Source organism: Paenibacillus sp. Mc5Re-14, assembly GCF_001049835.1.
GTDB lineage: Bacteria > Bacillota > Bacilli > Paenibacillales > Paenibacillaceae > Paenibacillus > Paenibacillus polymyxa_C.
In genome coordinates this window covers 1,266,910-1,286,625 of sequence record NZ_CVPD01000001.1, presented here as the reverse complement: position 1 = coordinate 1,286,625, position 19,716 = coordinate 1,266,910, and the positions used below count along the sequence as shown (strand labels likewise).

Sequence of the window (19,716 nt, the reverse complement as noted above, 5' to 3'; positions counted from 1 at the left end):
GCAGCTATGTCTGCTATGTTTTAGTGTTGGATGCGACCAAACGAGTGCAGAAAATGGCACTATCATTTGTATGCAGTCTGCTGATTAGTTACATGGACTCAAGCCGATAAATGCAATTCGTGTTAGATTAGGTACAGTTTACAAGGGGAGCGACTCCTTCGCATCATACATTTTGTCGGATTATCTGACTTAAAGGCTCGACTTTTTGATGAATATATGTCATATAAAATGACATAGAAACATACACATAAGGAGAATGCCGATGAAAGGTAAAAAAACATTTACCATTGCGGATGTGCTGGAACGTCCTGTTTTCCGGCGGGCGAAGCTGGCAGCGGGGGAACAGGGCGTAAACCGCCGTGTGGGTTGGGTTCATGTGCTAGAAATCACAAATGTATCCCCCTTTGTGAGCCGTCATGACCTGATTTTGACGACCGGCCTGTGGTTAATCCGGAAGGGGGAAGAGCGCGCCGAGTATATGGAGCAGCTGATCCGCTCGGAAGCCGCGGGATTGTGTGTGGAGCTGGGCACGAGCATCTATGAGATCCCCCCTGAAATACTGGAGTTGGCGGAACGGCATCACTTCCCGGTCATCGTATTTGAGCAGCCGGTGCGTTTTGTTGAAATTACACAAGATATTCACTCTCTACTTATTAACCGACATCATGAACTATTAAAAGATCTGGAGCGATTTTCACGTCAGCTTCAGCAGGAAACCCTACGCAGCACCGATATGAACGCCCTCTTGCGTGTGCTTCATGACTATGCTGCCCGGCAGGTCATCTACATGTCCTCCATTGATACCAATCGATTTGTGCCCTCCGTCCAGCCGGATGTGGCAGACCATATTGCAGATTTTTATGCCAATGAAGTGGAAACAAGTATGACTGCCGATCGTGAAGGGCACCTGCTGTTTCACCTGAATGAATCCACTGCTGTCTTGTTTCAGCCTGTTGTATGCTTCGGTCAGGTGTTTTCCGCTGTAGGTGTAGTACTGCATAATGAAATGCCGACGGAAGAAATGTCGCTGCTCATTGATTACACAGCCAAGGCAGCTGCTACATTGGTACTGAGAACACAGTTTCTTGAAGACCGATTGCTACGTAATCAAAATGAACTGATTCAGGATGTATTGAACGGCCAGCTTCCCAATGAAGAACAGGCCCAGACCCGGATGGGACTGCGATTGTTAACGAAGGGTCGGTATTTATTTTGGGCAGGGGTTATCGAGGTAGAGCATCAAGACAAAGACGCAAGTCAGGTGCGCAAGGAATCCATCAATCAGGATGTATTAGTGCTGCTTCGTTCTCTGTTGAAAAAAGAAGCGTTGCACAATCTGTTGATGATGAAGGGAAGTCAATGCTACATCCTTTGTGCAAAGGAGGAATTAACGCTGCGTTCCATAGCGCAGATGAAAAAAGTGCTGGCCCATACGGTTCAATATATTCAGAACTATGCCGCAGGACAGCTTGATAAAGTGCGCATTCATGCAGGCTTTGGTAAGGTAAGGCACCGCATGACAGGGACGGACCGCAGTTTTGAAGAGGCATATCAGGTCATTGAAGTCGCGCGAAGCGTCCCGATCATGAAGGATCGGCTATTTTACGACAGCATCGGAATCTATCAATTGTTGAAGGCGGTGCCTCGAATTCCTTTTCTACAAGAATTTGTACAGGACCATTTGGGTGAGTTGATTGCGCATGATCGTGAGCATCATATGCAGCTTCTGGATACCCTGGATGCCTACTTTCAATGCCATGGCTCCAAGCGTGATACCGCCGGAATTTTGTATATTCATAGGCAGACTCTTTATAATCGACTTGATAAAATTAATGAAATCGTAGAAGGGGATTTGGCAGACTCTGACAAACGTCGCTGTCTGGAAATGGCACTTCTGGCTTACCGGATGCTTCAGGCCGAAAATTGATCCTAAATAACTAGCTCTATTTTCTATTCTACTCATTTACAATGCGTATCAACACTGAGATAATAGAAGAGATAACGGAAATATCTTGAAAGGGGATTAATATGAATATAAAAAAATGGATTGCCGTCCCTCTTATTCTGTTAATGGTAGCTTTGACAGGTTGCCAGGCAGTAGGCGGATTTGATGTAAGTAAAAATTTATTGGGAACACTTGATGTGAAATCCCAGCAGTCAACGGAGAAAATTTCTCTTAAGTTGACTCCAAAAGAAGGTATCACGCAAGGAGATCAACAAATCATAGATTTGATTAATTCGATTTCGGTGACTGTAGATGAAGCCAAGGTACAATCGGAGGAAGTTGCTTCCGCCAAGGGTACTTTGCATATTGATAAGTATAATTTGCCATTTGAACTTGCTTTGGATCGCCAAGGTATGGCTATTCATCTGGAAGGTGCCAAAAAACCTTATTACATATCTTTGAACTCGCAAGAGAGTTTGAGTGGTCTGCCTGCCGGGTTTGATCCGTATGTATATTCCAAAGACGTGAGAGATCTGACCAAAACAGCCGCTGCACTTATGCTCAAGCATGCTCCTAATCCTTCGACCATTTCTGCAACGTCTGTAACCGAAGAAGTATACGGTGAAAAAGACAAGGTGAAACTGACTCGTCTCCATACAGAACTGCGCGGTGATGAACTGGTTGCATTGGTAAAACCATTCCTGGCGAATCTGGCCAAGGATGAAGCTGGCTTAAAAGAATTGATCGGTCAAGCTATTGATGTGACTAAAACTATCGCTTCCAGCATAGCTATTGAGGGTAGTGATAAAGTAACAACAGAACTGAATGAAAACAAAGAAAAGCTGGTCAACGAGGCTTACACTGAGGTTAAAAAGTATTTGGACCTGGCTGTGGCACAGTATGATGTAGGAGTCAGCACTATGTATGCAGAGGCACCTGAAATCAAAACAGTTCTGAGTGCAAACACTGTGCTGAAAAGCGACATGTATTTTGATGAAAAAGGAAATGTTCGCAAAGCGCTGACAGACCTGACAGTTGCATTGCCAGATGTAGACGATCTTCCGGTGAAGTCCTTTACCGTTCTGACCGAGACCCAATCCTGGAACGTCAATGGTAGTGTAACGGCCGATAAAGTAGATCTTTCTAACGGCGTTATTGACTTGAATGCACAAGCTGAATTAACACCGGGAGCGACACTGCGCAATTTTGAAGCGAATTCTCCGATCTACAACATTTTAAAAAATGATTTGGAAATTACAAAAGTAGAAACAATTTTCGATCCTAAAGACGATTACTACGTATTGGAGAATCGTGGAGGTACGGCTTTCATCCCATTGCGTGAACTGACAGGCGAATTGAGCTCAGAATTAAAATGGGATGCGGCTGCCAAACAAACAACTGTAATTGATGATATTACTGGTAAGACGATTAAGCTAAAAAGTGGCTCCAAGCAGGCTGTACTGGAAGGAAGCACATTGACGTTGCCGCAAGCTCCATATACGGATGAATATGGCACATTGTATGTTCCTTTCAAATCTGTTGCAGAGGCACTTGGCGCTACTGTAACTCGTAACAATGCTGGAGAATATGTGCTGAAACGCGATTAAAAAAGAAATCCAGAACACCATTCTTCTTCTTAACGGTTAGTGTATGGAATGAATCAGGTGTAAATACAGGAACCAGCCCCGATTAGGGGCTGGTTCTTTTTTAGTTATATTGGTAAAATGCTCATAAAAGCGATTAAAATAAGCGCTTACAGATTAAAATTGTGCCATACTTTTACACAAGAAAAATTGAGATAATTATAGCATCATTCTGCGTGGAAACAGACATACAAGTAGGGGGATATACGATGAAAGATATGGAGCTATTGAATTCTAGCGAGGGACAGATTGTTCTCGCACGGATGTACGGCCAACAACAAATTTCCGAGCAAACCTCTCGATATCAATCACTTATACAGGCGTATCAGGAGCATTTTGGTGTAGGGGATATTGAACTGTTTAGTGCTCCGGGGCGCTGCGAAATTGGAGGGAATCATACAGACCACAACCACGGGAAGGTGCTGGCAGGCAGTATTACACTTGATACGATCGCTGTAGCTGCTAAAGTAGAGGAATCCGTTATAACATTCTTTTCTGAAGGCTACAAAACGAAATACGTCATTGATTTAAACGACTTGGCACCAAAACCGGAGGATGACGGTACGATGTTACTGGTCCGTGGCATTGCAGCTGGTTTGCTTGAATTCGGGTATCGTATCGGAGGCTTCCAAGCTTATATATCAAGTAATGTATTCTCTGCTTCAGGATTAAGCTCTTCCGCTTCGTTTGAAATGTTGATATGCACGATATTAAATCATTTTTATAACGAGGGAGCGTTAGATACTGTTGCTAAATCCAAAATTGGTCAGTATGCGGAAAACGTCTATTGGAACAAGCCTTCAGGGCTGCTCGATCAGATGGCTTGCGCATATGGCGGTTTGATTTCCATTGATTTTGAAAATCCCAAGGAACCGATTATCAATCCAGTCCATTGGAATTTTGAACAAAACGGCTACTCCCTGGTTATTGTAAATACAGGTGGAAATCATGCTGATTTAACCGATGATTACGCAGCGGTGCCAAACGAAATGCGTGCAGTGGCTCAGTCTTTGGGCGCTTTGGTTTGCCGTGACTTATCGCCTGAGAATCTGTATGACAATCTCAAGATGGTCAGGGAAAAAGCTGGGGATCGGGCAGTGCTTCGTGCTTTGCATTTTTTTGAAGAAAATAAGCGTGTGGATGAGCAGGTGAAATCGCTGGAGGAAAGGCGCTTTTCTGATTTCTTAAAGCTTATTACCGAATCCGGTAATTCTTCATGGAAATGGCTACAGAATGTATATAGAAGTGGGGTTGATCGGGAACAAGACGTATCGGTTGCCCTGGCTTTAACGGAAATGTATTTAAAATCAATTGATAATAGCGCATGCAGGGTACATGGTGGTGGCTTTGCTGGTGTGATCTTGACGATTCTTCCCAATGATCATGTGGATGATTACAAGGAGTGGATCAGCGGAATGCTGGGAACTCCAGTACTCGTAGTCAACGTCCGTGAGGATGGTGCTGTTAATGTAAGTGAATTGATCAATGCTGAACGGACTCGTAGCGAGAATACTAACTAGTCAGTCAAAGACTTTAACCTATGGGTTAAAGTCTTTTGTCGTTTTTATGACCGATACAGCTTAGGCATGCGTTATAATAAAGAGATGGAAGTTCTAATGAAGGAGGGCCTGTCATGGCAATATATCCGTCCTGGTCCTATTCACAATCGAGGGCCCAAACGTTCGACGAATGCTTACGCAAATACTATTATCATTATTACGGCTCGCATAACGGCTGGAATTCGGCACAGGGCACTGAAGAGCAAGTTACGTTGTATCGGCTTAAGCAACTGAGCAACTTATATATTTTATTCGGGAATATTACGCACCAAATGTGTGAATCGGTCATACGCGGGTGGATGGAAAAAGGGGCTGTCCCGCGCACAGCATTTCTGGAGACAGCTATGAAGAACATGTTGAATGACAGCTACAAGGAATCATTACACCGTGAGGTATGGCTACAAGATCCCAAAAATCGGGTTATGCTGGCAGAGATTTATTACGACGATGAAGTGCTTCCGGAACGGATTGCCCGGATTAAGGAGCGACAGCACGCGGTGGTACACAATTTGTACCGTACTGCGGTTTGGCGTGAACTGCAACAGGGAAAGGCCCGAATTGTAGAAGTGGAGAAGTGGGATACGATGCTCCTTCATGAGACGAAAGTATATGTCAAAATGGATTTGCTCTACCGTAGAGACAATGGAGACATGGTCATCGTGGATTGGAAAACAGGTAAGGAAGGCGATTTTTCCGACCAACTTTTTTTGTATGCTTCCTATGTACAGGAGCACTATCAGCTTCCTTTGGAGAAGATCGAGGTACGTGTGGAGTATTTGATGACAGGAGAGCATGAAGTATATCGCCCCACACCAGAGGATATCGACAAGGTAGTTGGCAATGTAGGACGTTACATCGAGGAAATGAAGTCCTGCCTTGATGACGATTACTATAATCGACCCAAGCCCGAGTCTTTTTTTACGCCGATGCCTTCTCGCAGAGTATGCGGGGGTTGTAATTTTCGCGAGGTGTGTAAGTACCGAGCGGTCTGAAATCGAAAAATCAATATAAAAACGGAGTAGGTGGAATGGTGCTGTACAAGCAATGGAAAGCACCATTCCACCTGCATAGTGGCTATAACTCTCCCAATTCCTGAAACCGCTTTCCAATTCGGAAAATACGAGGTATGATAAGGGTATTATTGGAAATTACGAGGAGGACAATCGAAATGTCGAGTACAGGACACACACGTATTCTTTTTCAAGGAGATTCCATTACAGACGGAGGAAGGGGACGGAATGAGGACGCGAACCATTGGCTGGGTCAGAGCTATGTGTATCTGATCGCTGGGGCACTTGGGAGTCGACTGGCTGATACACAGCCGGAATTTGTCAACCGGGGAGTTTCGGGGGATCGGGTTTCGGATTTGTATGCACGTTGGAATGAAGACACGTTTAGTCTACAGCCGAACTTGCTGAGTATTCTAATCGGAGTGAACGATGCCTGGCGGATTGTGGAGCAGGAGCCGTCCGGGGTGACGGACCGATTTGAACGAGCCTATTGCTACCTGCTGGAGGAGACACGTGAAGTGATGCCTGATACCGGGCTGGTGCTGTGTGAGCCGTTTATTTTGAAAACGGGAGCTACCGAGGCGCGCTGGGACATTTGGCAAGAAAAAATAACGGGCTACCAGCGTATTGTACGTCAACTTGCCGACAAATATGGGGCCGTATTTGTGCCGCTCCAGAGCATGTTGAACGAAGCTGCTACCAAAGCGGACGCCTCCTATTGGCTGCATGACGGGGTTCATCCGACAGCGGTTGGGCATCAGTTGATAGCTGATCAATGGATAGATATTGTGCAAAAGAGTCCACTGGCGATTCGTTAACCAAGTCGTACATAGTCTACATCCTTGTCATTTTTGGGTAATACACGATTATGGACATCATTACTCTTGTTATGATTCCATCCAAAAATGAATGTCAAAGGGGGTGCTTCTTGCTTCGTCATCAACGGAGTAAGAGAGGGCTATGGAAACGATAAATATCATTCTAGTTATTTTACTTATCACCTTAACTGCTTTTTTTGTGGCCTCAGAGTATTCCATTATTCGTGTGCGGGTATCTCGTATCAACCAATTGGCCTCAGAGGGCAATAAAAACGCGAAAGCCGTTAAAAATATTCTGTCTCGGCTCGACGAGTATTTATCCGCTTGTCAGCTCGGTACAACACTAACTTCAATGGCGCTAGGCTGGTTAGGGGAATCTACAGTAGAGAAGCTGCTACATCCCCTGTTTGTGTTGGCGCATATTCCGGCTGGACTAACGGGAGTACTCTCCTTTTTGCTGGCTTTTCTGATTTTGACCTATTTCGAGGTGGTCGTCGGGGAACTGGTACCCAAAACCTTTGCCATACAAATTGCCGAACCGATGGCATTGTTTTTTGCCCGTCCGATTACGGTATTCTATAAAATAACGTATCCCCTGAATTGGGTGCTCAGTCGTTCTTCACGTGTCATTACGGGGCTTTTTGGGCTGAAAAAGGTATCTGAAGAAGATGCAGCACTCAGTGAAGCTGAGCTTCGACTAGCGTTATCTGAAGGCTTTCGTAGTGGTGAAATTACACCGACAGAATATCGATACCTGAATAATGTATTTGATTTTGATGACCGTGCGGCGCAGGAAATTATGGTACCACGCATCCACATCCGTTCCATCTCTCATCAGGCAACAGTAGCCGAGTTTATGGAGCTGATCGAGGACAAGGTCTACAATTTTCTGCCTGTAGCTGAACATGGGGACCGGGATCATATTATCGGGATGATTCGCGTTAAGGAAGCTCTGCATGATTTGGTCCGTGGGCATAGCACAGGAAATACAACGATGGCTTCTTACATTCATCCGGTACTTCAGGTGATTGAGACGGTACAAGCTCGGGATCTGCTGATTCAGATGCAAAAACGACGTATTCCAGTAGCGGTGCTGGTGGATGAATATGGTGGAACGTCTGGGCTTGTCACCCTAGAGGACATTATGGAAGAGATTGTTGGAGATATTCCTTCCTATACGGATACCGAAACCCCCGCAGCGCTAACACCACTCATTACAAAAACAGATGATCATCGTTACATACTCAAATCACAGGCGCTTATCCATGAGGTCAATCGGCGCTTGGAGACAGATATTGAGGCCGGGGACGTATATACGATTGGCGGTTGGATGCTTTCAGAACGTTTTGATATCCAGCAAGGAGACAAGCTGACCAGCGGATCATGGGAGTTTACTGTACTGGAAAAAAGCAGTCACCAAATAGACACAATTGAAGCGGTTAAAAAGGCGGTTGTTGAACAAAAGGATGACAGTTATTCTCAATGATGGAAAATGGGATTACAAAGAAATAGATCGATTTAGATGTGACGGATGGCCTGCAACGTAAGCGGCAGCGCGATTCGTCCACTTTTTTTTGACGCAGTTTGCTGCCTGAATAGCATGTTGTTTTTGTAGTTAGGCCAGGGGACTTAAGGCTCTGCATCTTTATGCTTATAAATATAGGTGTCTGTGAAAAATACTACTAGAAATGTAGCAATTTTATGGTAAAATGGAATCAAATTTGAGTTTTTTGGGGTGGGCTACAGTACATGAAGATGTCACTAGGTACGAAAATGGTTACTGCATTTGTCTCAATTTCAGCAATAACCTATGGAACAAGCGCTTTTTTTATTTTTGTACTCAAGGACTGGCTTGCTCATGGTACACAGGAATGGGTATACACCTCGATCATTTTGTTATTGGGTGTCCTGTGGAGTGGCATTTTGGGCTGGTTGATCTCAAAATTACTTACACGGCCAATTGTTAGATTGGCCAAGGCCGCAGAGGAAGCTTCGTCGGGCAACCTGTCTGTCGTAATTCCAGAGCGCCGTTCAGATGATGAAATCAAAGTGTTGTACGATGCATTTCGGCATCTGATGCTGAACATTAAAGATATGTTCAATGAGATCTCGTATAGCACCAGAACAACTTCGCAAAGTGCAGAAAATCTGAGCTTGGCTATTGTACAAGCTACGGCGCAAATCGAATCCATGTCTACGGTGGTAGAAGATATTTTGGATGGCGTGGAGCAGCAAAAGCAAGCATCTGCCCAATCAATTAAAACAGCGGATCGAATGCTCGGCGATTTTAAAATGATGCGTAACAAATCGGGACATATGCTGGAATTGTCAGGCCATATGGAGCATTCAGTGGATTCGACGCAGACTGTATTTTCATCCCTGATGGATGGAATGGGAGAGCTGACAGCTTCACATAGTCGTTCGCAGCAGGTGATTGCACGACTGGAAAAAGAAGCTTCACAAATTGAAGCGATTACAAGCACCGTGAAGGATATTGCCGAACAAACCCATCTGTTGGCGCTGAATGCTTCCATAGAAGCGGCACGTGCGGGAGAAGAAGGGAACGGCTTTGCTGTAGTGGCGCACCAAATTCGCGCACTTGCCGCCCAAAGTACGGAGTCTGTACAGCAAATTAATGCTATCGTTAGCCGTGTACAGTCACAAATCGTAGAGACCGTGGAGTTGATGCATCAGCAAACGTCTTTGGTCAGTGCTGAGGCGGAACGGACAAGCTCTGTCGATCAGACACTGAACCGTTTGAACGCTATTGTACGTGAATTTGTCGAAAGCATTCGTACTATGGAAGAAGCCGTAACAGAGCAGACGAATCGGGTGGATCAAACCTTTGAGCAGATTCATCGTATTCAGCAAATGTCAGGGGCATTCTCTGAAGGTGCTCACAAAATTTATACGGCTGCTCATGAGGAGACGGCTATTATGCAGGAAATTTCATCCTCTTCCGAGGACTTGAAAGTGCTTACGAATAAACTCATGATGAAAACACGTGGAATCAACTATAACTAAAACCGTCATGTGAGACATGATGCATACCCATAAAACTTAGCCGCTACACACCGGAAAACGAAGCAAACGGGTTCTCCGGTGCGTGGTGGCTATTTTTTAATTTCAAAAAACTCACATTGTTTTCTGGGATGGTAAGCCAGATCACTGACGCTAGACTGCACAACGATGGTTTGATCGTCAAAACGGATTATAGTCCCGCCTGAGCCAATCAATTGGTCATCTTGAAATACCCGGATACGAAGATGACGTTCCAGTGCCTCGCTGAAATCCTGATCTGTAATTAGTCGGCGATTAATCGGCATGAGTGTTCTCCTTTGAATATAATATCTTTTATCATAAAGGTTAAGGTATTGAACAAGCAAGAAAGATGGCTAGAACATATTCGACTATTTGGTATAAAATAGAAGGTGCGAAAAAAGAAAGAGATCGAAGGGGGCTTTCTATGGACTGGCTATGGTCAGGGTCTTGGTTCGATGCGTACGCGCCGGAAGGGTTCGAGGCTTTTACTCCGTCACATGGTTTGGCTATACTGGGACTCATTGTATGCGCTGTGCTGCTGTGGCTAACGCGGGGCTGGATTCGGTCGAATAAGCCTGTAAGTGAGGGAATTCGCTGGCTATTAATTACGGTCCTCGTTCTCTCAGAGGTGACTTTGAATATATGGTATGTGGCACAGCATATTTGGGATGTCCAGACATCATTGCCCTTAGAGCTGTGCAGTGTGACACTGCTGTTGTCCATCCTCATGCTTATTTTCCGCAGCCGCTGGTTATACCCGGTGGTCCTTTTTGCCGGAATTGGAGGAGCGCTTCAAGCCGTACTCACGCCTAATTTGGCTTATGCCTTTCCTCACTATCGTTTTATCCATTTTTTCGTAGCTCATAGTGCTATTATTTTGGCTGCCCTATATATGACCTGGATCGCAGGGCTCCGACCGACGTGGAAGGGTGTAGGGAAAGTTATGCTATTTCTCAATGGCTTGGCGTTGATGGTGTGGATTGTAGACCGTGCTCTCGGTGCCAACTACATGTTTCTGACCGGAAAGCCGTCGACACCATCGATACTGGATGTTTTGGGACCATACCCTGTTTATATTTTGGCAGAAGAAGCCATTGCGCTGCTGTTCTTTTCTCTTCTGATGTTGTTGTTTGAGGTGCTGCCAGGAGGGAGATTGTATGTCCGCCTTCGCAAAGGAGCTGTGCATGGTGCTGACAGGGCGCTATAGAATTGTTGTGAAACGATGCACAAGTCATGCAAAAGCAGCCTTTTCCACTAGTAATGACTTGGGATAAGGCTGCTAGGAATGACTAAACAGTAGTTTATATGGGGACAACGATCCCCTTTATGCTTAGCGCAGCAGCGATTCTGCTCCGTCTACATAGATCTCTGTACCCGATACATGGGATGATTCATCTGAGGCGAGAAACAGAACCAGATTGGCGACCTGCTCTGGCTCACCGGGAGCATCCTCCAGCGGATGCTCTCCGCCCTTCGGAAATTCGACTGGAATTTGTACCTTCTTCAAGTCTTCGGTAGGGTACGTGTTATCATCAATTTTCGTGTCGATGGCTCCTGGGCATATCGCGTTAACCCGAATTTTGTAACGTGCCAGTTCCAGCGCTGCCATTTTCATAAAAGCAACCTGCGCCGCTTTGGTGGAAGCGTAAGCTGAGAACCCAATACCCGAAAAGGTTCGGTTACCGTTGATGGAGCTGGTGATGATAATGCTGCCGCCGCGTTCCTTCAGGTATGGAACGGCATATTTAACGGTAGCGAAGGTGCCGCGTAGATTAATGTTCATCGTGCGGTCCCATTCTTCCAGCTCCATGGTCTCAATAGGGGCCATGGTGCCATTAATGCCTGCGTTGGCGAATACGATATCCAGCTTTCCGTATGTCTCCGCGACTTTAGCGAACCCCTGCTGAATCATGTCTGGCTTGGAAATATCACATTCCAGCACAAGTGCTTCACCGCCAGCCTGTTCAATGATTGCTTTGGTTTTCTCTGCATGCTCGGGTGTCCGATCCAGCAAGACCACCTTGGCGCCTTGTTCTGCAAAACGAATTGCAGTTGCTTTACCGATTCCTGAACCTCCACCACTGACCACTGCTATCTTTCCTTGCAATCTCTGCTCTGCCATTGACTATTCCTCCCATTCCGTTCATAAGCTAAACCTGACTCGTTATTCCAATACCTCTGAACGCTAATGATGAAACAGTAGCTGCTGCATTTCACCCCATTTGCGAAATATGGTAACATAGGCGAACCAGTAGGAACATATAGCCCAAACCTGTAGATTCTGAGCAAGTATCGGAAAAACGTGAGTGACGGAGGTGGATCGAATTGGACAATAAGAGAGAGGAGCGATCCGAATCGACAGACTCTATAGCACAAATCGGAAAAATGAAACCATGGGCTCTGAACGGTCCCAGTATTCAAATTGATCCGTTGTTTCCCTATTACGCCAATCGGTCGCGGGATAGCATAGCGGATGAGATCGCCCTTGCGGGCTACCAGACCGTGCATTATTTTGTTGTACGTGAAAATGAAGTGGATGGAGCGCTTGTTGCTGCTTTTCAGCGCAGAGGCATCGCGGTGTGGGCGATGGTGCTGGGCAACGGTTCTTTTGGCGTGTCCCAGCTGCCGCCAGCGTGGAAGGAATGGCGTATGGAGTTGCTGCGCGAGCCCAACGACGGCTTTCAGCGGCTTTCGCATTTTGCCCAGGAATATGTGGAATGGAAAAAGAAAGCCGCTGCCCGGCTCGTCACCGATATTCCGTTTGACGGCTTTGAGGTGGCGGAGCCTTATTTCCCCGAATGGAACGGGCTGCGCAGTGGAGTGTACGGGGATATTGGACCACATGCACAGCGTGTCTTCCGTGCACGCTGCGGTGAGGACATTCCAAATTTCCGCGATAAGCATGCGCGGAATTACTACCGGAAGGTCCCGAAGCTGTACGCGCAGTGGGTCGATCTGCGCGTGGACGCCGTGAATGGTCTCATCAATGAGCTGGTGAACGGCGCAGGCGGTGTGCGTGATGTCCGGCCGGACATCTGCGTGGCGACATGGTCGCTCGCTGTGAGCGGGCGTGGTGATATTCCCGGCCAGCTGCGGGAATGGCAGGGCCTGGATGCGGTAGCCATGATCGGGAGCGTAGCTCCGGATATGCACGTACTCCAGACCCATTGGCCGGACTGGATGCGCCGCCGTCTGCCGCCACAGTATATTCGCGGTTATGCTCGCATCGCGCAGTCCATACGCGCCGCTTACCCGGACCTTTCCCTTGGAGCGCAGGCGGATATCGGTTCGCTCGCGCGGATGGTTCGGGACCGCAAGTGGACGCGGCAGTTCGGGGCTACCGCCCTGGAGGGCGACTACAACGCCTGGACTGCCTATGAATACCACCTGGGAGGCTACATGTACGATGAGCCTCCAATACCTCTTAGGGCGGAACGTTTAGCCGAAGATGAGGTGGTTATTTCTTTCAGCAAGCGAATTACTACGCCGTCTTTAGATGAGCTGCGTATTTGGAGCCGTGAGGACAACGCAGATTCAACTCCCGCTTTGAACCGCAAGCTAACAAATGATTCACTAACACTGCTAGAGCTTGTGGATGCAGCAGCAGACGGAAACCGTCTATTGCTCCGTATACGCAATTTACCATCGAGGGCATTTAGTATGCGAGTAGATGGTGTACAGGATACACCAGAGTTGTGGCTACTCAAGGGGAGAAAGGCACATCGCAATCTTCCCGAACATGAAGTGAAGGTTCCTTAAAATTTGGGTAATAACAAAATAACAGCTGTATAACGGCTCATTTGCCGGAGCATCATGAATTATATATTAAGGCAACATCTTTTCATAAATTAAACAATAGTGGAGTGAAAAAGGTATGTGGGATTGGGATTACCTGATTCGGGTCATGTTTGCCGGATTGTGCGGCGCGTTAATCGGCTATGAACGCAAAAGTCGGATGAAGGAGGCCGGCATTCGCACACATTTCATTGTCGGGATCGGGGCGTCACTTATGATGGTGGTATCCAAATACGGTTTTCAGGATCAGACTGTATGGTCCAACCTGTCGCTGGACCCTTCCAGAATAGCAGCACAGGTTATAAGTGGAGTCGGCTTTATCGGCGCAGGAATGATTTTTACACAAAAAAATAGAATCAAAGGGCTTACCACCGCTGCGGGCATCTGGACTACCGCCGGGATTGGTATTGCTGTCGGTGCAGGAATGTATGGGCTTGGCGCGGGTGTAACGCTGTTTATTTTGGCGGCTCAGTCCTTGCTCCATAGTCGTTTTTATCAGATGGCTACCCCGTCCACACGGCAAGTAGTTGTTCAGGTTGAAAATGAGCCGGGCTTACTGAATCAAATTAAAGAACTGCTGGAGAACAAAAAGCTGACCATTCACAGCTTTCACGCCGAGCGTATCAATAACGGTGAGCAGTTGATGGTTCATATGCTTCTAAAGCTGTCCCGGTCAGAGGGAGTGGAGGAATTGTTGTCACTGCTGCAAGAGATGGAAGGTATCCGTTCAGTCGAGACCAAATCCAATTAGACGACTTTACGGCTCATTTAGTATCTTTTTGTCGAACGCTGACAGACCCATTTAACAGTAAAATACTTTAAAAATAATGATTGAAAACGCTTCCTTTTGTGTATATACTCTTACTACATCACAGAGCCAGCAGCTTAGAAAGCATCAGGGGATAAGCAACAACGACCTCATGCGTATGCACAAGGTCGTTGCTGTTATCTCGTTTTGAAAGACGGATTATTTTACTTTGACGGGTTCTGGATATTTTTTACCCAGCGTATCTACAGTAACTTTTTTCATTGTAGCTGGTTTGGTAGGTTTGTCATTGCTATCCCGTTTGGAGTTGACGATAGCGTCGACCACGTCCATTCCGGACGTTACTTTACCGAAAGCGGCATATTGACCGTCGAGGTAGTCCGCATCGGCAACCATGATAAAAAATTGCGATCCGGCCGAATCCAGATCCGCCGAGCGGGCCATGGATAATACGCCACGTGTATGTTTGAGTGTATTGTTAACGCCGTTGCTCTTGAATTCCCCTTTGATACTGTAGCCGGGGCCGCCTGTACCGTTACCTTGCGGATCACCACCCTGAATCATAAAGCCTGGGATGACGCGGTGGAAAATGGTACCGTTATAAGCTCCCTTTTGCACCAAGGAGATGAAATTGTTAACCGTGTTCGGTGCTACTTCCGGATACAGCTCAAGCTTGATTTTCTTGCCATCGTTCATGACAATCGTGACAACTGGATGTGAAACAGTCTTGCTTTTGTCTTTAGTTGCAGCGGGCGTTGTAGTGCTTGTCCGGCTTGCGGCTTCCACATCGGCCGCTTTTGTGCCACATCCGGCAACCAGCACGAGCATGATGGCTAGCAGGCACAATGTGTACCATGGGCGTATCGATTTTCGGTTCATTAATATTCCTCCTGAAAGGTTGGATGGTGTAACATCCTAATTTATAGTTTGGGGACAGCGCAGAACACTTTTCCATTTACTATCATACCTTTTTTGCTGGGGATAAGGAAATACGGGTTTGAAAGCCGTATTCTTGACCCATACTGCTGCTATTCCCAAGGAAAGGGGCAGGATCATGATGGAGGTAGACAAAAAACTGGCTAAAGGTCTCATATGGGGTATGGCGTTCAGTCTGCCGGTTTGGGTAGGGGTGCTGTATTCAGTACAACATATTCGTGACTGGCTATAACATAAAGTGTAAAGATAGGCCAAAACCGCAATGGTTTTGGCTTATTTATATTTGTGCCAGTCCAAATCGCTGTTATTCAACAGGTGTTCAAAGTTGTTGTCCAGCTTCTTTTGTTCAGCTTTTTTTGCTTCGAGGGCACGTTGCCGTTCGTCTTCTTTACGCTTGTCCTGTTCTGCTTGCGCTTCATTGGCTTGAGCCTTAAGCTTGTTCAGCACGTCCTGACTCAACAGATCCTTTAACGTAGCAGGTTTGTCCTGAGCCGCAGGAGCAGCGAAAGACGAATTTCTCTTTTTAGCCATGTCATCATCTCCATTCCATTCGATTATATCAGCTTCTTCGTGGTTGTTCCACGATGAAAGGCTAAGGTCTACGGTAGACTTTTCTAATTTAGAGGGTAATAATGGAATGAACAGAAGGGACGTGTGGCAGCATGCATCTATATTGGAAGCGAAACCTGATTGTTTTGTGGATCGGAGTATTGTTTTGCAGCATGGCCTATTCCGTGTCGATTCCGTTTTTACCTATTTTTCTGAATACAGAATTGGGTGTTAACGATCACCTGGAACTATGGTCGGGGATTGCCTTTGGAGTTACTTTTTTAGCGAGCGCGTTGATTGCTCCGTTTTGGGGTTCGCTGGCAGATAAGTATGGGCGTAAGCCGATGTTGATTCGATCAGGCTTCAGCCTGGCTGTATTGTATCTGGTATGTGCTTTGGTGACAGACCCATATGTATTTGTAGGAGTTCGCTTGTTTCAAGGACTCCTCTCCGGATTTATTCCTGCGGCGATTGCGCTGGTCGGGACGGGCTCGCCTGAAGAAAAAACGGGCTACGCCCTTGGCATTATGGCGACTGCTGCAGCGACGGGCAGCATTATAGGGCCGCTGATTGGCGGTGTGGTGAGTCATTATTATGGCAATCGGAATGCCTTTTATTTCTCTGCGGCTCTTGTATTGGTATCTGCGTTCATCGCGACATTTGGCGCTAGAGAGGATAGCTTCAAGGGCACCAGTACCCGCTCGCATGTTCGTGATGATATCAAAGAGGCTATTGCTAATCGGCCGTTGTACTTTTTGCTTATTCTGGCTGGATTAAGTACCTTTTCCGTCATGATCTTGGAACCGTTAATTACGGTGTATGTGCTTGAAATGGGCGTGGATCGCAGCCATGCGTCTTTAAGTTCCGGGATTGTATTCTCAGCTGTAGGCATTGCGGCGGTGCTGATGGCTCCCCGATGGGGCCGGATTGGAGGGAAAATCGGCTTTGCCCAAGTGCTGCTGATTGGACTGATCGGTTCGGGAATCGGGAACATCTTGCAGTTTTTTGTAACCAACTTTATTGGTTTTGGTGCGCTTCGGTTTGGATATGGATTGTTTTATGCGTCTGTCATGCCGGCGATCAATGCAATGACTGTGGAAGTCACCAAGCCGGAGTTTCGCGGACGAGCCTTTAGCCTGAATCAATCAGCTACCCAGCTCGCGACGATGGCGGGACCGCTGATTGGCGGCATGCTTGGTAGCTGGATGCCCATTCGCTGGATCTTCGTATTAAACGGTGGCATCTTGCTGGTTGCAGCGTTGTTGCTATGGGCGAAGGGAAAAAACGTTTTCCCGATTTCAGCCCCAAATAACGCTACGGAGCAGAATATTCATTCTGCCGGTTAGGCCAATTAGATAATTATCCCAAACCCTTATTTTTAGTATATTATTCATAACCCTTTACACTGATCATATGACAGGGAGGGATATATTATGATAAGAGACGACATTTTGCGTCAACAGCTTGAGAATGCTCGTCAAAAGCTGTATATTTTGCAAGCAAAACATGGTTTTAATCATGCTAGTGTGCTCAAACAGTCTGTAATTATGGATAACCTCATCAATCAATATAACCACCTTTTTTATATAAAAGAAAAAAAGCCGACTGCCTAGATATAGCCGACTGGGCGAGAACTTTTAGAAAGGCCACTCGCCCTAGTATTGTAGGACTGCAATATCTTTACGTACGGCTTGTTTGGTGTGCACTCATCAAGACCCCTATAATAACGACCAAACCGCCAATGATTTGGCGCCATGTAATCGTTTCGTGCAATAGTAAGACAGAGAACAACACTCCAAATATCGGAACCAAGTTCATTAAAGAAACGGAACTGCTCGGTGACAGCTTGATTAATCCGTAATTATAAAGCAAAAATGCGATAACAGAGCAGAACACACCCAGATACATGAGCAACATAAACGATCCCGTTGTCGGAGCCTGCCAACTATCCTTTTCTAATAAGGCTAACGGTATGAAAAAGATACTACCTGCAACGGTTTGATAAAAAGATAACGTCACCGGCGGATATTTGTCCACAACCTTGCGCGTCATGAAAGTGTAAAACGCCCACGCAAATCCGGTTCCAATCAAGATTAAATTTCCGATGAGTTGATTCTTACCATCCGAGCTTTCGCCAACTGAGGTTAAGAAATATACCCCGATCATGGCCAGTGCTATACCGCAGATTTTATATTTGGATAATTTAACTTTATACAAAATAAATTCAAGCAGCGATGTAATTGCCGGATACGATGCGACAATTAATGCTGCGTTGGAAGCGGTTGTCAAGCTAACCCCTATATTCTCCATTGAAAAATAAAGAGTGATTCCCAAAACCCCACTAAACGAAATCGTAGCCAAATCCTTTGGCTTTACTTTGACTTGTTCTTTTTTGATTAGCAAAACGATACCTAGTACGATGGAAGCTATGATAAATCTGGATAGACCCAAGGTAAGAGGAGGGAACGTCGTATAGGCTGCTTTGGTGGCAATAAACGATGTGCTCCAGATCAATAAGGCTAGAATCGTAGAAGTATAGTAAATCCGGTTGCTTTCGCTGTGATGAGCTATGACTTTGTTCAAGTTGTATCCTCCCTGAGTTCATCCCTTATGAAAGTATCATAGTAGCTACTATAGTTACTACTATGAAAATACTACTAAAAAGATAATTTGTATATCAGTTTTTGTCAAGGGGAAGTGATATAGTAAGGAAGAACATGAATTGAGGAGAAGACGTCATGAAATCAAAACCAAACATATTAGAAATTCTACGTGATTTGAATTTTAGTGAATATGAAGCCAAGGCTTATGTGACCTTATTGGAAAGCTCTCCACTTTCGGGATATGCCGTTTCATTGAACTCTGGAGTACCGAGATCCAAAATTTATGAGGTTTTGTCGGGGATGGTCAACCGTGGGGACATCATGGTAAGTCAAGAAAATACACCTCTGTATGTGCCGCTTCCTCCACATGAATTGATTGCCCAGAGAAAACGCAAAGCAGAACAGATTTTTAATGTGGCGCAAGAGAGTTTGGAGCAGTACACAGCATCGTTTCAAAATAGAGAGAATATTTGGAATATTTCGGGTTATGAAGCCATTATCAATCGCATCAACGAAGGTGTGAAGGGAGCAAAACACCGAATTTTACTGGAAATTTGGAAAGAGGATGCCGAGGTGTTCCGGGATGCCTTAGAGCAAGCTGCTCAGCAAGGAATTGAGGTGATCCTTGTAGCATATGGTGATCTTAACTTTGATTTTGCTACTGTTTACCGCCATGATATGAGTGAGGAGATTACGTCCGAAATCGGTGGTCGGTGGATTGTGCTTAGCGTGGATGACCGGGAGGTTGTAGCTGGCATACTTTCACTTGGTGATGACAGCCGCGCTGCATGGACGCTACACCCAGGCCTTGTAATGCCGATTACGGAAGTGATTATTCATGATATTTATATCATGGAAATCCTATATGAGTTCCGTGAAGAATTGGAGGCAAAATTTGGCCCTAATCTAATCCATCTTCGCAATAAATTTACTATGGGTCCGAATGGAAAAGGATATTATGTTCCTTTGACTGAAAAGAGCATTAAACGTGTATAGAGATTGTCCGAGGTCCGATATGCAAAAATAAAAAGGCCCATGGAGTATTTTCCA

At 45.9% G+C, this 19,716-nt stretch carries 18 protein-coding genes; 13 read left to right on the top strand and 5 right to left on the bottom strand.

Going from position 1 to position 19,716, the window contains the following annotated elements:
• Positions 1-262 precede the first annotated feature (262 nt).
• The 7 genes from BN1546_RS06050 to BN1546_RS06020 all read left to right on the top strand — a co-directional run bounded on the left by BN1546_RS06050 (position 263) and on the right by BN1546_RS06020 (position 9,999).
• Positions 263-1,927, top strand: a complete 1,665-nt coding sequence (locus BN1546_RS06050; protein WP_090736507.1) for a PucR family transcriptional regulator — start codon at positions 263-265, stop codon at positions 1,925-1,927.
• A 101-nt stretch (positions 1,928-2,028) separates the two neighbouring features.
• Positions 2,029-3,552: a copper amine oxidase N-terminal domain-containing protein gene (locus BN1546_RS06045; protein ID WP_090736506.1), complete on the top strand. Its 1,524-nt coding sequence runs from the start codon at positions 2,029-2,031 to the stop codon at positions 3,550-3,552.
• A gap of 245 nt (positions 3,553-3,797) precedes the next feature.
• Positions 3,798-5,108: a galactokinase gene (locus BN1546_RS06040; RefSeq protein WP_090736503.1), complete on the top strand. Its 1,311-nt coding sequence runs from the start codon at positions 3,798-3,800 to the stop codon at positions 5,106-5,108.
• A gap of 113 nt (positions 5,109-5,221) precedes the next feature.
• A complete protein-coding gene (locus tag BN1546_RS06035; protein WP_025675495.1) occupies positions 5,222-6,139 on the top strand; it encodes a RecB family exonuclease in 918 nt (305 codons plus the stop codon).
• 176 nt (positions 6,140-6,315) lie between these two features.
• The gene (locus BN1546_RS06030) at positions 6,316-6,975 is read left to right on the top strand and encodes an SGNH/GDSL hydrolase family protein (protein ID WP_255305271.1); all 660 of its coding nucleotides are present in this window, start codon (positions 6,316-6,318) and stop codon (positions 6,973-6,975) included.
• Positions 6,976-7,117: 142 nt separating this feature from the next.
• Entirely contained in the window at positions 7,118-8,461 is a 1,344-nt protein-coding gene (locus BN1546_RS06025) for a hemolysin family protein (RefSeq protein ID WP_090736498.1), read from the top strand.
• Between the two features lie 263 nt (positions 8,462-8,724).
• Positions 8,725-9,999 carry a methyl-accepting chemotaxis protein gene (locus tag BN1546_RS06020; RefSeq protein WP_025675498.1) on the top strand — a complete coding sequence of 425 codons (1,275 nt, stop codon included), beginning with the start codon at positions 8,725-8,727 and terminating at the stop codon, positions 9,997-9,999.
• Between the two features lie 89 nt (positions 10,000-10,088).
• Here BN1546_RS06020 and BN1546_RS06015 read toward each other — a convergent pair whose 3' ends face one another.
• A complete protein-coding gene (locus BN1546_RS06015; RefSeq protein ID WP_025675499.1) occupies positions 10,089-10,301 on the bottom strand; it encodes a hypothetical protein in 213 nt (70 codons plus the stop codon).
• 140 nt (positions 10,302-10,441) lie between these two features.
• Between BN1546_RS06015 and BN1546_RS06010 the strand changes: the two genes are divergently transcribed.
• On the top strand, positions 10,442-11,224 hold the full coding sequence (locus BN1546_RS06010) for a YwaF family protein (protein ID WP_064962449.1): 783 nt from the start codon (positions 10,442-10,444) through the stop codon (positions 11,222-11,224).
• A 123-nt stretch (positions 11,225-11,347) separates the two neighbouring features.
• Here BN1546_RS06010 and BN1546_RS06005 read toward each other — a convergent pair whose 3' ends face one another.
• A complete protein-coding gene (locus tag BN1546_RS06005; protein ID WP_090736496.1) occupies positions 11,348-12,139 on the bottom strand; it encodes an SDR family oxidoreductase in 792 nt (263 codons plus the stop codon).
• Positions 12,140-12,342: 203 nt separating this feature from the next.
• Here BN1546_RS06005 and BN1546_RS06000 point away from each other — a divergent pair, with 203 nt between their 5' ends.
• Positions 12,343-13,776 (top strand): N-acyl-D-glucosamine 2-epimerase, encoded by a 1,434-nt coding sequence (locus tag BN1546_RS06000; protein ID WP_090736494.1) that lies wholly within the window; start codon positions 12,343-12,345, stop codon positions 13,774-13,776.
• A gap of 115 nt (positions 13,777-13,891) precedes the next feature.
• Positions 13,892-14,563: an MgtC/SapB family protein gene (locus BN1546_RS05995; protein ID WP_090736492.1), complete on the top strand. Its 672-nt coding sequence runs from the start codon at positions 13,892-13,894 to the stop codon at positions 14,561-14,563.
• Between the two features lie 216 nt (positions 14,564-14,779).
• Here the strand turns inward: BN1546_RS05995 and BN1546_RS05990 are convergent, their stop codons facing one another.
• Entirely contained in the window at positions 14,780-15,457 is a 678-nt protein-coding gene (locus BN1546_RS05990; RefSeq protein WP_013369710.1) for a peptidylprolyl isomerase, read from the bottom strand.
• Between the two features lie 330 nt (positions 15,458-15,787).
• Positions 15,788-16,045 (bottom strand): YqkE family protein, encoded by a 258-nt coding sequence (locus BN1546_RS05985; protein ID WP_013369713.1) that lies wholly within the window; start codon positions 16,043-16,045, stop codon positions 15,788-15,790.
• A gap of 131 nt (positions 16,046-16,176) precedes the next feature.
• Between BN1546_RS05985 and BN1546_RS05980 the strand changes: the two genes are divergently transcribed.
• Both BN1546_RS05980 and BN1546_RS05975 read left to right on the top strand, forming a co-directional pair.
• Positions 16,177-17,409, top strand: a complete 1,233-nt coding sequence (locus BN1546_RS05980) for an MFS transporter (RefSeq protein ID WP_090736490.1) — start codon at positions 16,177-16,179, stop codon at positions 17,407-17,409.
• A gap of 87 nt (positions 17,410-17,496) precedes the next feature.
• Entirely contained in the window at positions 17,497-17,676 is a 180-nt protein-coding gene (locus BN1546_RS05975; protein ID WP_013369715.1) for an aspartyl-phosphate phosphatase Spo0E family protein, read from the top strand.
• A gap of 67 nt (positions 17,677-17,743) precedes the next feature.
• Here the strand turns inward: BN1546_RS05975 and BN1546_RS05970 are convergent, their stop codons facing one another.
• Entirely contained in the window at positions 17,744-18,646 is a 903-nt protein-coding gene (locus BN1546_RS05970) for a DMT family transporter (protein ID WP_090736487.1), read from the bottom strand.
• 155 nt (positions 18,647-18,801) lie between these two features.
• Between BN1546_RS05970 and BN1546_RS05965 the strand changes: the two genes are divergently transcribed.
• Complete coding sequence (locus tag BN1546_RS05965) at positions 18,802-19,662, top strand: TrmB family transcriptional regulator (RefSeq protein ID WP_090736484.1); 861 nt, start codon at positions 18,802-18,804, stop codon at positions 19,660-19,662.
• Positions 19,663-19,716: the final 54 nt, after the last annotated feature.

What these genes read in the sequence shown, in the direction of transcription:
- BN1546_RS06040 (WP_090736503.1), top strand. Translation starts at nt 3,798, where the DNA reads ATGAAAGATATGGAGCTATTGAATTCTAGCGAGGGACAGATTGTTCTC.
- BN1546_RS05995 (WP_090736492.1), top strand. Translation starts at nt 13,892, where the DNA reads ATGTGGGATTGGGATTACCTGATTCGGGTCATGTTTGCCGGATTGTGC.
- BN1546_RS05965 (WP_090736484.1), top strand. Translation starts at nt 18,802, where the DNA reads ATGAAATCAAAACCAAACATATTAGAAATTCTACGTGATTTGAATTTT.
- BN1546_RS06010 (WP_064962449.1), top strand. Translation starts at nt 10,442, where the DNA reads ATGGACTGGCTATGGTCAGGGTCTTGGTTCGATGCGTACGCGCCGGAA.
- BN1546_RS06005 (WP_090736496.1), bottom strand. Translation starts at nt 12,139, where the DNA reads ATGGCAGAGCAGAGATTGCAAGGAAAGATAGCAGTGGTCAGTGGTGGA.
- BN1546_RS06015 (WP_025675499.1), bottom strand. Translation starts at nt 10,301, where the DNA reads ATGCCGATTAATCGCCGACTAATTACAGATCAGGATTTCAGCGAGGCA.
- BN1546_RS05980 (WP_090736490.1), top strand. Translation starts at nt 16,177, where the DNA reads ATGCATCTATATTGGAAGCGAAACCTGATTGTTTTGTGGATCGGAGTA.
- BN1546_RS06025 (WP_090736498.1), top strand. Translation starts at nt 7,118, where the DNA reads ATGGAAACGATAAATATCATTCTAGTTATTTTACTTATCACCTTAACT.
- BN1546_RS06035 (WP_025675495.1), top strand. Translation starts at nt 5,222, where the DNA reads ATGGCAATATATCCGTCCTGGTCCTATTCACAATCGAGGGCCCAAACG.
- BN1546_RS05990 (WP_013369710.1), bottom strand. Translation starts at nt 15,457, where the DNA reads ATGAACCGAAAATCGATACGCCCATGGTACACATTGTGCCTGCTAGCC.
- BN1546_RS05975 (WP_013369715.1), top strand. Translation starts at nt 17,497, where the DNA reads ATGATAAGAGACGACATTTTGCGTCAACAGCTTGAGAATGCTCGTCAA.
- BN1546_RS06020 (WP_025675498.1), top strand. Translation starts at nt 8,725, where the DNA reads ATGAAGATGTCACTAGGTACGAAAATGGTTACTGCATTTGTCTCAATT.
- BN1546_RS06030 (WP_255305271.1), top strand. Translation starts at nt 6,316, where the DNA reads ATGTCGAGTACAGGACACACACGTATTCTTTTTCAAGGAGATTCCATT.
- BN1546_RS05985 (WP_013369713.1), bottom strand. Translation starts at nt 16,045, where the DNA reads ATGGCTAAAAAGAGAAATTCGTCTTTCGCTGCTCCTGCGGCTCAGGAC.
- BN1546_RS06050 (WP_090736507.1), top strand. Translation starts at nt 263, where the DNA reads ATGAAAGGTAAAAAAACATTTACCATTGCGGATGTGCTGGAACGTCCT.
- BN1546_RS06045 (WP_090736506.1), top strand. Translation starts at nt 2,029, where the DNA reads ATGAATATAAAAAAATGGATTGCCGTCCCTCTTATTCTGTTAATGGTA.